Origin of the sequence: Treponema sp. UBA785 (assembly GCF_002297065.1) — a bacterium.
Classification (GTDB): domain Bacteria; phylum Spirochaetota; class Spirochaetia; order Treponematales; family Treponemataceae; genus Treponema_D.
Map to the genome: position 1 here is coordinate 1,495 of NZ_DBJD01000058.1, position 13,485 is coordinate 14,979.

Sequence of the window (13,485 nt, forward strand, 5' to 3'; positions counted from 1 at the left end):
AAGCGCGAGTAAATGTCTGTGGCTGTGTAGCCTTCCGGGTGTCCTACGTGAAGTCCCGCTCCGCTCGGGTAAGGGAACATATCGAGAACGTAGCGGCGCTTCTCTTTTGGAAAAGACTCGTCCTCAACAGCCTTGAACGTCTTGTGCTCGTCCCAGTATTTTTGCCATTTTGGCTCGATGTTCTGAAATGGATACATTTTCTGACCTCGTTTTATCCGCAAAATTTGAACGCAGATTTGTGATTTTGGAAGAAAAAAAGTTTGAAAGAAAAAAAGAAACCTTTTCAAGGTTGCGTTTTGTCTTTCTGATTTTTGAATAGAAGAAAGTTTATCACTTTTTTAAAGTGTTGAAAATAGAAGAGAAAATTTGTTTTGCACAGCGCTTATGTACGCATATCGCCACGGATTTTATATTTTCTTTTCAAGCAGCACAAGGTTTACGCCTTTTATTCCGTTGAAAGTGCAGCCTCTGATTCCGATTTCTTTATAGCCGAGTTTTTTATAGAATGAGCGGGCGGCGGAGTTTTTTTCGTTTGTGTCTATCCTTAGATAGCGGCATCCGTTTTCAAGAGCATATTGCTCGTAGAATTTTGCAACCGCTTTTCCAAGTCCTCTGCCTTTTTCTGCCGGGTCTATGACAAGTGTATGCATGACCATAACTTCGCTGTCCGGCGCATCATATTGCCACGGAGCGCCTTTGTATGAGTCTACCTGTATCTGGTTGAATATGACTGTTCCGGCAGTTTTTCCGTCAATTTCCACGACAAAAAGGTCGTTCCTTGCAAGAGCATCTTTGATTGTACGTGCGTCAGGGTAGATTCCTCTTATCCAGCCGATTTCCGCGCGTCCGCTTTCCTCTTCTGTGTGAATATTATCGTAAATTCTTTGGACTGCCGCAGTGTCTTTTTGTGTCGCTTTTCTTATCAGTGTTCTTGAGATGTTTGTATCCATTTTTTTTCAGACCTGGAAATTTATCTTTTCCTTTTTTTTGATTTTTTGAATAGAAGAAATTTATCACTTTTTTTAGGTGTTGAAAATATGGAAGATTTTGAAAATAAATTATAGTTTGGCGCATTGAAAAATAAAAATCATAAAAACATTTATAAAAAGGAGCTTCCGGCGCAATGCGCCGTCGGGCTTTCCATGGCTACGGCATACGCCTCCGACCAAACGCAAGCGTTTGTTTTCGCCCGTTTTTTTCAAAACGGGCTTACCATTCCAATCCCTAAGCCGCAAATTGACTTGTAAAAAAAACAATAGTCTTTTTTTATTTAGCCTGAATTTCGAGTTTTGATAAGAACAGTAATTTAAGTGTCATTCCCGTGCTACGACACTGCGATGTTTACGCAGTAAACTCGGTCAGGAATCTGTTGGAAATTTTCAATAGATTATCGGGTCAAGCCCGATAATGACATTAAATTATAAAACTCGAAATTCAGGCTATTTGACTACAATCGAAGATACTGTTTTGCCTTCGGCGGTGTAGGCTTTTGACGGGTTTGTTGTGTCGATAAACTGTTTTAGGCCGGTAAAATAGGCGTAATAGTATGTTCCGGGCGGCAACGGCAGGTAAATTTCGTATTTTCCTGGGGCAGTTTCTGTCATTTCGTAAATCCAGCTGTCCCAATTTGTAAATGTGCCTGCCAGCCTGATTTTTTTGCCTGGTTCAAAGCTGCAGGTAAATTTTGTAAATCCGTCGGGCATTTTTTCGGTTATATTTTTTTTTGTCTGCGGAATTTCTATGCACGAAAATTCTATTCCGTTTTCTGAGTCGTATTGGGTGTTTGGATTTGTCGGATCAACTGTCCAAAGGCCGTCGATTACAAGTTTGTAGGAAATTTTTTGTGTTTTTGGAGGAATTTTCAGAACGTAAAAATACCATGAGCTTGTCTGTTCTCCTTCGTAGTCGAAAAGCTTGCGCAGCGAAAATGCGTGAATTTTGCTGAAATTTTCAAAATCGAAGGCAATTCCTACGTTACGGGCGTTTTTTTCTGCTGTAAAGAGAATGTATTCATCGCTTATCAAAGGTGAAGTTACTCCTCTTACAGAAGTTACAAGATTGTCGTAATCGTAAGTGTCTTTTTTTGGCTCATCTTTTTTTGCAGAAACGCTAATTAAAACAAAAAATGCAAAAAATGTAAAAACAGCAAACTTTTTCATACTGGAATTTTCGGTATTTTTTGAACGGAGTTTAGATTTTTTAAATTAAGTTTTGTGGCAGGGATAGAAGGGGCGGAAACCGTTGGCGGTTGCCTGCAAACGCCAATGCAGCGCGGTTAGCGCGGAACCCCGGATAGCCCGTTTTTTTGCGGAGCAAAAAAGCCGCCCAAATTATTAAAGCAAGGGTTCTGATTTTCCGAAAATGAGTGTAGAATTGAATCTTGAATTGTAATCAGGGCTCTAGAATTTTTTAGAGAAACCTGCCAATTTTTGTCTGGAGTAAAAAAACGAAATGCCGGGATTAAATCAGCTAAAGAAATTTGCCAGTGATATGCAGAATGTTGGTGACGAAGTTAAAATTCGTGCCCAGCGCGGTGAAAAACCTGCCGTTGTTCCTTTTCCGGAAGGAATTTCTGAAGAAGACGATTCTGAAGATTTTGTTCTTGGACTTCCTGAAAAAACGGATGATTCTCCTGAAAATTCCGTATCTGCTGTTGATTCTGGCGAAGAAAAAAATGAGCAAGATTTAAGTTCTCAGACACAAGAAAATGATGCTGTTCCAGATTTGGATTCGCTTTTAGATTCCAATGCTTCGCACTCTGGCGATGAGCCTGATTTAAGCGAATTTCTTGATGAGCCTGAAAAGAAAGAACCTGAAAAAAAAGAGCCGGAAGAAATTCCTCTGGAAGATCTTGATTTGGAGGCGCTTTTAAAATCCGCTCCTGAAGAAAGTGCTCAAACTGAGGCTGAGCAGGAAAATGTGCCGTTTGATGGGCTTTCTGGCGAAAATCTTTCTGAGCCTGAAAAAAAATCTGACAATTTTGAAGGCATTCAAATGCCGGATTTGCCGGACGATATGGATTTTGGAACTGAGAATACGGCTTCAAAAAACGATGACGATTTTGCTTTTAACGGCGAAGCTATCGACCTAAATGCCGATCTTCCGGAAGATATTGTCGAAAAAGACGGTTTTTCTCCTTTGCCAGACATTGAAGATGCTGAAAACCCTGAAAACGCTGCAAATTCTTCGGAGTTTGAACTTGATGATAAGACTAAGAATATTGAAAATCCTATGGGGCTTTCAGAATCTAAAAAAACAGATGAAAAGTTTGATGAAAATTTGAACAGCGATTCAAATTTTAGTCCGGACACCCGTCTGAACGACTTTAATCTTCCGGATTTTGATTCATTTTCTATGGAAAGTCCGAAAAATTCTGATTTCTCGGAAGGCTCTGCAGGTTCAGAAAATCCTGTCTCTTCGGAAGGTTCTGGCTCTAAGACAACGGAAGAAGAAAATGACACTGCGGCCGCCGAAATTTTAAAAGGGCTTTCTAGTCCTGTTGACGCTTCGGTTGATGTTCCTGCGGAAGATTTTTCGAGTTCAATCGAAGAGCTTGGAAGTGACGGAAATATTGATTTTGGAACAGGAAATGCTTCTTTTTCTAGTGGAGATGAATTTCCGGAAACCTCATTGCCTGGAATCGGTAAAAATTTACCGGACGATGACTTTCTTCTTGACGATGATTTTAAAATTCCTGGATTTTCGGACACTCAGACTGCCGCATTTGACAAGCGTGGACGGCCAAAAGTTGATGTTGTCGATTTTTCTCAGGCAAAGAGCGGAAGACCAAAAAATACTCTCACCGAAGAAGAATATGAAACTTTTAGAAAAAATCTTTCTGGATATCCGCTCAATCTTCGGCTTGCGATTGAAGATTTAGTCGTAAAGAACGAATTTACCGACGACGCTGTTTTTGAAATCATTCAAAAAATTCTCAACAAGGCGCCTGCAAGACAGATTGCTTCCCAATTGGAAAAAATGCTCGACATTTCAATTGACGTTCCGAGAGATTACGAGAGGCGTTCTTTTGCCCAGTACGAAGCGTACAAGCAGTCTTTTCAGTTTCAGTTAAAAAATAGAATCATTCCAGGAACGATTGCAGGAATTGTAATTGCTTTTGTGGTTTCTCTGCTTTTCCGGGCTGGCGTTTTGTTCGTTTATAAGCCTATAATGGCAAATATTATTTATAAGCAGGGATATGCCCTTCTTCAGAACAACGAATATCCTCAGTCAGAATCTAAATTTGTTGATGCGGTTCAGTACAAACCTGTAAAAAAATGGTTTTTTAAATATGCCGAAGGTTACCGTGAGCACAAGCAGTTTGAACGTGCGGCTCAAATGTACAAAAATATTCTTGGAGTTTTTAAGCACGACAAAAATGCTGGGCTCGACTGGGCGAAAATGGAGCTTTATGACCGCGCAAACTATGAGCGTTCTGAAGAAATTGTCCGCCGCGAAATTTTAGACTGGCACATAAACGATTCTGATGGAATTTTGCTTTTGGGCGATGTTTTTCTTGAATGGGGCGAAACAGATTTTTCAAAATATGAACAGGCAAGGCAGACTTATTCCGATTTGATTCAGCTTTATGGAGCTACAGACTTCTATATGTCGAGAATGCTCCGTTATTTTATCCGCACTGACAAATTAAAAAATGTCATAGAGCTTAAAAGCCGTTTTTATCCGCGCGAAAAATCTTTGGAAGCAAAAGACTGGACAGAACTTTCAGGCTACCTTCTGGACAAGCTTTACGGAAAATTGAGCCGTTCAGATGAATATTTACGTGCAAAAATTGAAGATGTAAAAGCGATGCTTGACATTGCAGAAAAAAAAGATTCAAAAAACCCTCTTGCCCATTACAATCTTGCGCGCTACTTTATCCGAAATTCAAATTTTGAATCTGCAAGAAGAAAACTTTTGGTTGCTCTTGACTGTTTTGATAAGCTTAGTGTCCGCACAAAAAAAAGCGTTTACAGCGAAATTGACGCCTGCCGTCTTTTGGGCGAGCTTTACACGGATTTAAGCCAGTACATAAAAGCTCAGGAAGCGTACACCCGCGGAATTGACCTTTTCCAAAGAGAAAACGAAAAAAACGGACTTGAAGGCGATTTAAATACAGGAATTTTGTATGCGGACATGGGAGATATTGAATACTTTATTTCTGGCGATATGGATGCGGCCTTAAAAAATTATGAGTATTCAGTTTTAAATAAAAATTCAACTCCGACTGTAAATTACAGAATCGGTGTTATAAATTATAACAAGCAGAATTACGAAAATGCGCTCACATTTTTTATAAAGGCTTTAGAAAAAAAAGATGCAGATCAAAACCTTCTGCTTGCAGCCGGAAACACGCTTGCTCTCCGCGGAGATAATTTTGCGGCTCAAGGTTATTACAACCGTCTTTTAAGCCTTTTAAACGAAGAAAAAGCTCATCATGCGCTTCTTTTTCCTCAGGCTAAGGAAGATGATGCGCAGCTTGTAGAAATGATTTTAAAAACAACCAACAACCTTGGAGTTGTCTTGAATAAAATTGCTCGTCAGACAGGCAACAGCCAGATGAACGGAAAAAGTTTTGAATGTTTTGTCGAATCAATTCGAGCCTGGGATGCTCTTACAAGAAACCAGGAAACGATGGTTCGGCTTGGCGGAAGCAACCTTGCCCTGCAAAATTCAAAATATATTTCGGCTTCTATGGCGGAATTTGAACCTGCAATTTATACAGACATTCCGCGCACTTTGGTTGGAGAAAAAGTGCTAAAATAGAATAAAGCCGCAAAGAACAAAAGAGTTGAAAATCCGGAATTTTTGAAAAATGTTTTGCATTAGAATTGGAATTGACATAAAAAAGCACTTTATTTCGCTCAAAAAAGAAGTTTTCCGAAAAACAATTCATATTTGTACTGCATTTGTGCCAATTTTTATTCATTTTTATAAAATTCCAGCGATAATTTGCCTTGTTTGCGCAGCCGTTTTGTATTCAGTTTCTGAAATTTTAAGGCTAAACGGTGTCTGTGTTCCGCTAATAAGTTCAATAACGGTCGCTGCCGCCCGAAAACGTGATGACAATAAATTTGTTCTCGGTCCGGTAACCTTGGTTTTGGGAATTGTTTTGTGCTCTATTCTTTGGAAAGAACCATTTTCTACAGTCGGGATATTTTCTCTTGCATTTGGCGACGGACTTGCAAGCCTTGCAGGAAAAACATTTGGCAGGGTCGAAGTTCCTTTGACTGGAGGAAAGACAGCGGCTGGAAGCCTTACCTGTTTTGCCGCAGTTTTTATTTCGAGCTTTTTTGTCTTGCATAATTCAATTTTGTGCTTTTTTCTTGCCCTCGTTGCAACTTTGATTGAAGGATTGCCGCTAAAAGATTATGACAACATTCTGATTCCTGTTGCAATCGGCGGGCTTTCTCAACTTTTTTATCTCCACATGTAAAGTGAATGCAAGGCTCTCAAATATCTATACGTTCCCAAAAGAAGAAGCGGAAGTCCCAAAATAATAAAGACGAAGTTGTCCGAAATTACCAAAAATCCATATCCAGAAAGAATAAACAACATTGAAAAGGCAACTTTTTTATATTCGTCAGTATTTTGATTGACTGCCATAATCCAAAACGAAATAAAACTCAATGCAGTAAATGCAAGCCGCGAACAAAAAAACAGTCTTGGAAATCCCCATGTGACGGTTCCGGCAGAACTTATTCTTGCCGTATTGATAGGCGCAATAATCGCAAAAACAACAGTTATTGCAAAAAGAATCGTAATATTCCGTTCAATATCCTGGCGCTGCTCTGCAGAACTTGCAAGAGCCGCAAAAAGAAAGCTCAGCGGACACAAAAGCCGTCCGATAAAAATAATTCTTCCGCAAAAAAACAGAAGATCAGAAAAAGTTGACCACAAACCAAAAAGCGGCGTTAAGAAGCGCACTCCTTCGCAAAGACAGCCAGTCAAAAATGCAAGAAAAAAGACAATTTCGTTTGACTGAGTGTTTTCAAAAAGTTTAAGCGCATAAAAAACAGTAACAGGCGCAAAAAAAACAATCAGCGAAATTGAAATCATCGTTGCAATAAAATTGTATTTTAAGAATCCGATTTTTTCTATAAATGCTGGAATCCGCAGGTTAGGCGGCGGAGTAATAGCTTTGTTTACAAGCGCTATAATAAAAAAAATTAGGGCGCTTGCAATGCAGACAAGCGAAAAATAGAAGAAAATCTGCATCATGCGGTTGCGAGTCTTTAAAGTCATAAAAAAATATTAAAAGCAAACAAAAATTAAGTAAAGAGAGAGCATTTAAAATCCGAAAATAAATATAGAGCATAACAGGCGCTTAAAAAATGCAGGCATGGACAGCATACAAAAAATCAGCTTTTTATGCGCATTGAATGGGAGAAAAAAATGAAAAAGCATCTTTTGATTTTATTCACAATTTTTGCAACGGTTTCACTTTCTTTTGCTGGAGATGCTGCGGCTTTTGTTGATCTCGGACTTTCCGAAGACGGCAAAACTTACGTTTTTGCAGAATACGGAAAAACAGATAAAACTTTTCAGGGCTACGCGGAAATTTATTGCGTTGATATTGAAAAAAACGACTGGATTGACGGCGAAGTTTTCCGCATAAATCCATCGGAAGCGACTGCAAAAAAAACAGGCCGCGAAGTTTACGAAGAACTTCTAAAAAAGGCAAGCTGGGTGCTCAAAAAATACAATTTAAAAAAATCAGAAGCCGACAATCTCCTTTTTACACGCGAAATTCCGTCTTCAACCGGCGAAATCGTTTTTAAGGATTTTGAAGGATCGAGCACAGAGCGCAGCGTTTTTTACCATATTAAACTCATAAAAAATGTCGAAGGCACAGGAGAAAACTGCAAGTCTTCTTTCTTTATCGCAGTAGAAAAACAGGACGAAAACGGCGATGTAATCAGCCGCGACATTGTCGGAAATCCTGACATAAAGCGCAAAGGCGTAACAGGCTACACAATCAACCGGATTTTCAGCGACAAAAGCGGCCGCAATTTTGTGTTCGTAGTCGAAAAGCAGGTCGAAAACAAGACAGGCACGTGCATCCGCTACATGGTCGAAACAATCCATCTGTAAAAAAATAAAAACTTGCAAAAAAATCCTGGCCGTAAAAAAAGTGCCGGGATTTTTTATTTATGGAGCACATTTTTTGCTCAAACCGGCCAACCGCCACTTGCTCACGCGCGGTGCTTCGCACAGCCTTCGGCTTGGCTAATGTCCGGGCTGCAAATTGCCTTTTTAACCGTAACTGCGCGACTTTGCAAATTTTTTCTATTTTCAAAATCCTTAAAGTTCTGTATACTTGCTCAAAATTTGGAAAGGTGGAAAAAATGCGCAAAACAAAAATTATTTGTACGATTGGACCTGCGAGCGAAACTAAAAAAGTTCTTATTGAAATGTGCAAGGCCGGAATGAATGTTGCCCGGCTTAATTTTTCGCACGGAACACACGAAGAGCATTTAAAAAAAATCAATCTTATAAAAGAAGTTCGCAACGAATTAAAAATTCCTCTGGCGATTATGCTTGATACAAAAGGACCAGAATACAGAATTGGAACTTTTAAAGAACATAAAATTGTTGTAAAAGAAGGCCAGACTTTTACTTTTACAACCGACGAAATCGAAGGCGATGAAAACAAGGTTTCTGTAAATTACAAGGGCTTTGCCGATGATTTAAAGCCTGGCGACAGAGTTCTTGTAAACAACGGACTTGTAATCTGCGAAGTTACTGACGTAAAAGGTCACGATGTTATTACAGAAGTTAAGGTTGGAGGCGCGCTTTCTGACAAAAAAAGCATGAATTTTCCTGGAAAACTTTTAAACAGCGCTTTTTTGAGCGAACAGGACAAGAGCGACCTTTTGTTTGGAATTGAGCAGGACGTTGATTTTGTGGCGGCATCGTTTGTTTCTACAAAAAAAGATGCCCAGGACGTCCGTGAATTTTTAAACGCCAACGGCGGAAAAGAAATTGATATTATTGCAAAAATCGAAAATCGTGCCGGTGTTGAAAATATCGAAGAAATTTGTTCTGTTGTTGACGGGATTATGGTTGCCCGCGGAGATTTAGGCGTTGAAATTCCTTTTATGGAAGTGCCTGTCGTTCAGAAAGAAATCGAGCAAAAATGCCGTCTTCTTGGTAAACGCGTTATTATTGCAACGGAAATGCTCGAATCTATGATTAACAATATTCGTCCGACTCGTGCCGAAATTTCTGACGTTGCAAATGCGGTTTATGACGGAACTTCTGCAATCATGCTTTCTGGAGAATCTGCCGCAGGAAAATATCCTGTCGAGGCAGTTAAAACAATGTCCAGTGTTGCAGAATATACTGAACAGCATATAAATTACAAAAAACGCTTCAATTATACGGAATTTGTTAACCGCAATATTCTTGACGCAATTTCTCATTCAACCTGTCAGATGGCAATTGATGTTGGCGCAAAGTGCATTGTTGTAAATTCTGTGAGCGGTTTGACAGTAAGAATGGTGAGCCGTTTTCGCGCGCCTGTGCAGATTATCGGCTCAACGACATCAGAAAAAGTTTACCGTAAACTTGCGCTTTCTTGGGGAGTAATTCCGCTTTTGTGCGAGGAATACGATTCTCTCGATGTTCTTTTATTTCATGCGATTCAGCGCGCTGTAAAAATACTTAATCTTAAAATCGGTGATACAGTGGTTTTGACTGGCGGGCAGGTAGGTGTCAACAGCGGCCACACGAATATGATAAAAGTAGAAACTGTCCGCAAAGTTTACAGATAAACAAAAGTTTTTGAATTTATATTGCCGTTCTGTGAATGTATTTTCCAGATTTAAATCTGAAGAAGAAAATTACGGAACGGATAACCCAGTCGCTGCTCATGCCAATCCAAACTCCAAGAGGACCTGTTTTTAGTACGCGGATAAGGAAAATCGTGAGAGCGACCCGGCAAGTCCACATTGTGACTGTCGAAACTAGCATTGGAAAACGCACATCTCCGGTTGCACGCATTCCGTACGGAGGAATAAAAGAAAAACTCCAGGCAAACGGCTTTATTACGTGCACAAAAACAGAAAGCTGAATTGTCAAAAGCGCAACGTCCGCATCCATTCCAGAAAGAACTGTGAGAGGTTTTATAAATCCGATTACAATGAGCGAAGAAATTGCTACTGCGATAAAACTGAAAAAAGTGAGTTTTTTAATGTATTTTTCTGCAAGCTTGTAGTCGCCTGCGCCGTAAGCTTGTCCTGCGAGCGTCATAAGAGCAATTCCTATTCCGATTGGAGCCTGGCTTGAAAAACTTTCCAGAACTGAAGTGAGCGCATTTGCGGCAATTGCGGCTGTTCCAAGAGTTGAAACCGAAGATTGAATTGCAAGTTTTCCAAATTGAAACATTCCGTTTTCGATTCCTGAAGGAATTCCGATTCTTAAAATCTGAGAAATTTCGCGGAAATCTGGTTTTGCAAGATAAGAATCAATCGCAATCTGCTGTTTTGTCCGGTTTAGCAGAATCAAAATTACAACAGCACAGAAAATTCTCGAAATCAAAGTGCTTAAGGCCGCTCCTGCAACGCTCATATTTAATCCAAAAATAAAAATGGCGTTTCCTATGATATTCAGAATGTTCGAAATTGTAGAAACAATCATCGGAAGCTTTGAATTTCCGTCTGCCCTAAAAATTGCTGCTCCCGAATTATAAATTGCAATAAAAGGGTAGGAAAGTGCTGTTATAAAAAAATAAATTTCAGATTTTGACATAACTTCCGCTTCTACAGAACCAAAAATAAGCGAAAGAATTGATTTTTTAAAGAGAATCAGGATTGCAGTTCCAACGATAGAAACAAAAGTTACAGAAAGAATTAACTGTTTGCCAGCGTGGCAGGCCTTTTTTATATCTTTTCGACCGAGATATTGGCTGCAAAGAATTGCTCCGCCAGTAGCCATTGCTGAAAAAATCAAAACAATCATTACATTTATCGAATCGACAAGAGAAACTGCCGAAATTGCAGCCGAACCGCATTTTGTAATCATGACGGTGTCTGCTGTTCCCATAAATGAATTTAAAAGCTGTTCGACCATAAGAGGGACGAGCAGCTGAAAAAGTTGTCTGCCTTTTACTTCCATAAACCGTAATTTTAATGAGAGAGATTTTGATTTACAATTGGTTTTTAATTTTCAGACTGATAAAAATTTGTTCATAAAATATTAGTTGTCTAAAAATTGAAGCTGCTCTCAGAAAAACTCTCCAATTTACCGTTAGTCGCATTCGCTCAAGACGGCTTGTTATCGTTTTTTTTATTCCAGCATATTTTCGTTAAAGTCTTTGGCGTCTCCCTGCCAGATTATGCGGCCTTTTTTTATTAAAATGATTTTATCGCTTACGGCTTTTGCTTCTGCCAGGTCGTGTGTAACCATTATTCCTGTAAAGCCTATTTCTTTTTGCAGTCTGCGGATTTCTGCGGCGAGCTTTTTTCTTAAAGGCGCGTCCAGTGCCGAAAGAGGCTCATCAAAAAGCACAAGCTGCGGTTTTACAATCAATGTTCTTGCAAGGCTCACTCTCTGCGCTTCGCCGCCGCTCAGAGTTTCCGGAGAGCGCTTTCCGAAATTTTCAAGATTGAACTTTTTCAAGAATTCGCAAGCTATTTTTCTAGCTTCTTTTTTTTTAGTTCCGTGGCAGACAAGCCCGTACGAAACGTTGTCTTCTACGCTTAAATGCCCAAAAAGGTTCGCGCTCTGAAAAACCATGCCGATTCCTCGGTTTTGCACAGCAACTTTCGTTATGTCTTTTCCGCCAAGATTTATTTCTGCTGTTTCCGACTTTTCAAGACCGCAAATCAGGCGCAAAACGGAAGATTTTCCTGAGCCGGAAGGTCCCAAAATCGTCGTCATTGTGGATTTTTCACATTCAAAGGAAACATCGAGGGAAAAATTTTCCCATTCTTTTTTTAAATTTTTTGCACTAAAAAATGCCATTTTCTGAGCCTTCCTGTTTTTTCAATTTTCTGCCAGAGGCTAGTTTGCCGAGCGAAAAAATCACCGCGCATAAAATTCCAAGTATTACTCCGGAAGCGCAGGCTTCGTTAAATTTATACCTTCCTGCAAGACGGTAAGTGTAGAGCGCAAGCGTATTGAATCGGGGAATTGCAAGCACGAGCGGAAGTGTCGCATCACCGGCACTCAGAGCAAAGCAAAAAACTGTCGCCCTAAAAAAAGAACGCTTTGAAACTGGAAGAAAAATTCTAAAAACTGTGTCGAACGGCGAACGGCTCAAAATCGAAGAAGCTTCAACTGTCGTCTGAGGAAGTTTTTCAAGTTCTGCATAAATCTGTCTGAACGCAACCGGCCAGTTTAAAAGTGATTGAGCCAAGACAAGAATTAAGAAATTTCCTTTTCGGACAAGAATTGTAATCAAAACTCCAACTACAACGCTCGAAATTGCCATTGGCGCAAGTGGAATTATCCTAAAAATAAAAAAACGGCCTGTCGGATCAAAAACCTTGAGAACGGCTGCGTAAAAAAAGGCAATTGCCGCGCACAAAAATCCAGAGAGCAGGGCTGTTATAAACGTCCATAAAAAAGCATTCCAAAAACTTTGCGAGCTAAAAAGATGAATAAAATTATAGAAAGTAAAATTCGAATCAAGCCGTTTTGAGCTCAATCCGTTGTAAAAAATCGAAAAAAGAGGGCAGATAAAAAACAAAAAAATCAGGAAAAAAAGAATGAATGCAAAAATTTTTTCAAATCCGCAGATTTTCGTTTTTTCGAGGGATTCGCCGTAAAAAAAAATGCCTTTTAGGCCTTTCGATTTTTGTTCAATAAATGTGTAAATCGTGACCAAAAAAAGGGCAATCAGCGTTTCCAAAAAGCCAAGATTTAATGCCGCTCCAAAATTCAAATTGACTTTTGCCTGCTGATAAATTTCAACTTCGAGGGTTGTCGTTCCGACTGAGCCAAAGAGAAGCACAATCATAAAGCTAAAAAAACAGTACAAAAAAACTGGAATACAGGCTGATATTATTGAAGGCAAAAGCTGAAAAATCGTAATTGACCGGAAAATTTTAAAATTTCCGGCGCCTAAAAGCCTTGCCGCGTCCGATTCTGCTCTCGGAAGGCGTTCCCAGGCAGAACTTACAGTGCTCATTACGAGCGGAAAATTATAAAAACCGTGGCAGATTATGATTCCCAAAAAACTGTACAAAAAAGTGACAGTCGGTCTATCCTTGCCAAAAATGAACATCAAAAAATTGTTCAAAGCTCCGTTCATTCCAAAAAAACTAACGTAGCCCAAAGCGACCAAAAGCGAAGGAATACAGAACGGAACAGAAGAAAGCGAAAGCAAAAAGTTTTTTAAAAAGAATTTTCTCCGGCCGCAAAAAAAAGCAGCCGGAAGTCCGATTAAAAGGGCCGTAAAAGTCGATAGCAGTGCCTGAAAGACCGAAAAACCGGCAATGCGAAAAAAAACATTTGCAGACAGGACTGCGTTCATCTTTT

The 13,485-nt window shown here is 39.6% G+C and carries 10 protein-coding genes and 1 pseudogene; 4 read left to right on the plus strand and 7 right to left on the minus strand.

Annotated elements, in window-relative coordinates:
* The 3 genes from B2X33_RS04690 to B2X33_RS04700 form a co-directional block, all read right to left on the minus strand.
* Window positions 1–197: hypothetical protein (locus B2X33_RS04690; protein WP_296667997.1), on the minus strand; the 197-nt coding region annotated here is incomplete at its 3' end.
* A gap of 210 nt (window positions 198–407) precedes the next feature.
* A complete protein-coding gene (locus B2X33_RS04695; protein ID WP_296021451.1) occupies window positions 408–950 on the minus strand; it encodes a GNAT family N-acetyltransferase in 543 nt (180 codons plus the stop codon).
* A 489-nt stretch (window positions 951–1,439) separates the two neighbouring features.
* Window positions 1,440–2,159 carry an early set domain-containing protein gene (locus B2X33_RS04700; protein ID WP_296667998.1) on the minus strand — a complete coding sequence of 240 codons (720 nt, stop codon included), beginning with the start codon at window positions 2,157–2,159 and terminating at the stop codon, window positions 1,440–1,442.
* A 292-nt stretch (window positions 2,160–2,451) separates the two neighbouring features.
* On the opposite strand from B2X33_RS04700, the gene flcA reads away from it, so the two are divergent.
* Both flcA and B2X33_RS04710 read left to right on the plus strand, forming a co-directional pair.
* Window positions 2,452–5,766, plus strand: a complete 3,315-nt coding sequence (gene flcA, locus B2X33_RS04705; protein WP_296668000.1) for a periplasmic flagellar collar protein FlcA — start codon at window positions 2,452–2,454, stop codon at window positions 5,764–5,766.
* Between the two features lie 49 nt (window positions 5,767–5,815).
* Window positions 5,816–6,436, plus strand: a complete 621-nt coding sequence (locus tag B2X33_RS04710) for a diacylglycerol/polyprenol kinase family protein (RefSeq protein WP_296021436.1) — start codon at window positions 5,816–5,818, stop codon at window positions 6,434–6,436.
* On the opposite strand, the gene B2X33_RS04715 is transcribed toward B2X33_RS04710, so the two are convergent.
* Window positions 6,421–7,245: a hypothetical protein gene (locus tag B2X33_RS04715; protein ID WP_296021431.1), complete on the minus strand. Its 825-nt coding sequence runs from the start codon at window positions 7,243–7,245 to the stop codon at window positions 6,421–6,423. The genes B2X33_RS04710 and B2X33_RS04715 overlap by 16 nt on opposite strands.
* Window positions 7,246–7,395: 150 nt before the next feature.
* On the opposite strand from B2X33_RS04715, the gene B2X33_RS04720 reads away from it, so the two are divergent.
* Together B2X33_RS04720 and pyk are read left to right on the plus strand one after the other, a co-directional pair.
* Window positions 7,396–8,094: a DUF2259 domain-containing protein gene (locus tag B2X33_RS04720; RefSeq protein WP_296021426.1), complete on the plus strand. Its 699-nt coding sequence runs from the start codon at window positions 7,396–7,398 to the stop codon at window positions 8,092–8,094.
* Window positions 8,095–8,348: 254 nt separating this feature from the next.
* Complete coding sequence (pyk, locus tag B2X33_RS04725; RefSeq protein ID WP_296021416.1) at window positions 8,349–9,776, plus strand: pyruvate kinase; 1,428 nt, start codon at window positions 8,349–8,351, stop codon at window positions 9,774–9,776.
* Window positions 9,777–9,792: 16 nt separating this feature from the next.
* On the opposite strand, the pseudogene B2X33_RS04730 reads toward pyk, so the two are convergent.
* The 3 genes and pseudogenes from B2X33_RS04730 to B2X33_RS04740 form a co-directional block, all read right to left on the minus strand.
* A pseudogene (locus tag B2X33_RS04730) lies at window positions 9,793–11,124 on the minus strand (MATE family efflux transporter); the annotation flags it as partial.
* 165 nt (window positions 11,125–11,289) lie between these two features.
* Window positions 11,290–11,967, minus strand: coding sequence for an ABC transporter ATP-binding protein (locus B2X33_RS04735; protein WP_296021386.1), 678 nt, complete (start codon window positions 11,965–11,967; stop codon window positions 11,290–11,292).
* The gene (locus B2X33_RS04740; protein WP_296668005.1) at window positions 11,954–13,480 is read right to left on the minus strand and encodes an ABC transporter permease; all 1,527 of its coding nucleotides are present in this window, start codon (window positions 13,478–13,480) and stop codon (window positions 11,954–11,956) included. Before B2X33_RS04740 ends, B2X33_RS04735 begins: the two co-directional genes overlap by 14 nt.
* Between the last annotated feature and the right edge of the window lie 5 nt (window positions 13,481–13,485).

Excerpts from the sequence above, each read along its gene's own strand:
- B2X33_RS04695 (WP_296021451.1), bottom strand. The coding sequence starts at position 950 with ATGGATACAAACATCTCAAGAACACTGATAAGAAAAGCGACACAAAAA.
- B2X33_RS04700 (WP_296667998.1), bottom strand. The coding sequence starts at position 2,159 with ATGAAAAAGTTTGCTGTTTTTACATTTTTTGCATTTTTTGTTTTAATT.
- flcA (WP_296668000.1), top strand. The coding sequence starts at position 2,452 with ATGCCGGGATTAAATCAGCTAAAGAAATTTGCCAGTGATATGCAGAAT.
- B2X33_RS04710 (WP_296021436.1), top strand. The coding sequence starts at position 5,816 with ATGTTTTGCATTAGAATTGGAATTGACATAAAAAAGCACTTTATTTCG.
- B2X33_RS04715 (WP_296021431.1), bottom strand. The coding sequence starts at position 7,245 with ATGACTTTAAAGACTCGCAACCGCATGATGCAGATTTTCTTCTATTTT.
- B2X33_RS04720 (WP_296021426.1), top strand. The coding sequence starts at position 7,396 with ATGAAAAAGCATCTTTTGATTTTATTCACAATTTTTGCAACGGTTTCA.
- pyk (WP_296021416.1), top strand. The coding sequence starts at position 8,349 with ATGCGCAAAACAAAAATTATTTGTACGATTGGACCTGCGAGCGAAACT.
- B2X33_RS04735 (WP_296021386.1), bottom strand. The coding sequence starts at position 11,967 with ATGGCATTTTTTAGTGCAAAAAATTTAAAAAAAGAATGGGAAAATTTT.
- B2X33_RS04740 (WP_296668005.1), bottom strand. The coding sequence starts at position 13,480 with ATGAACGCAGTCCTGTCTGCAAATGTTTTTTTTCGCATTGCCGGTTTT.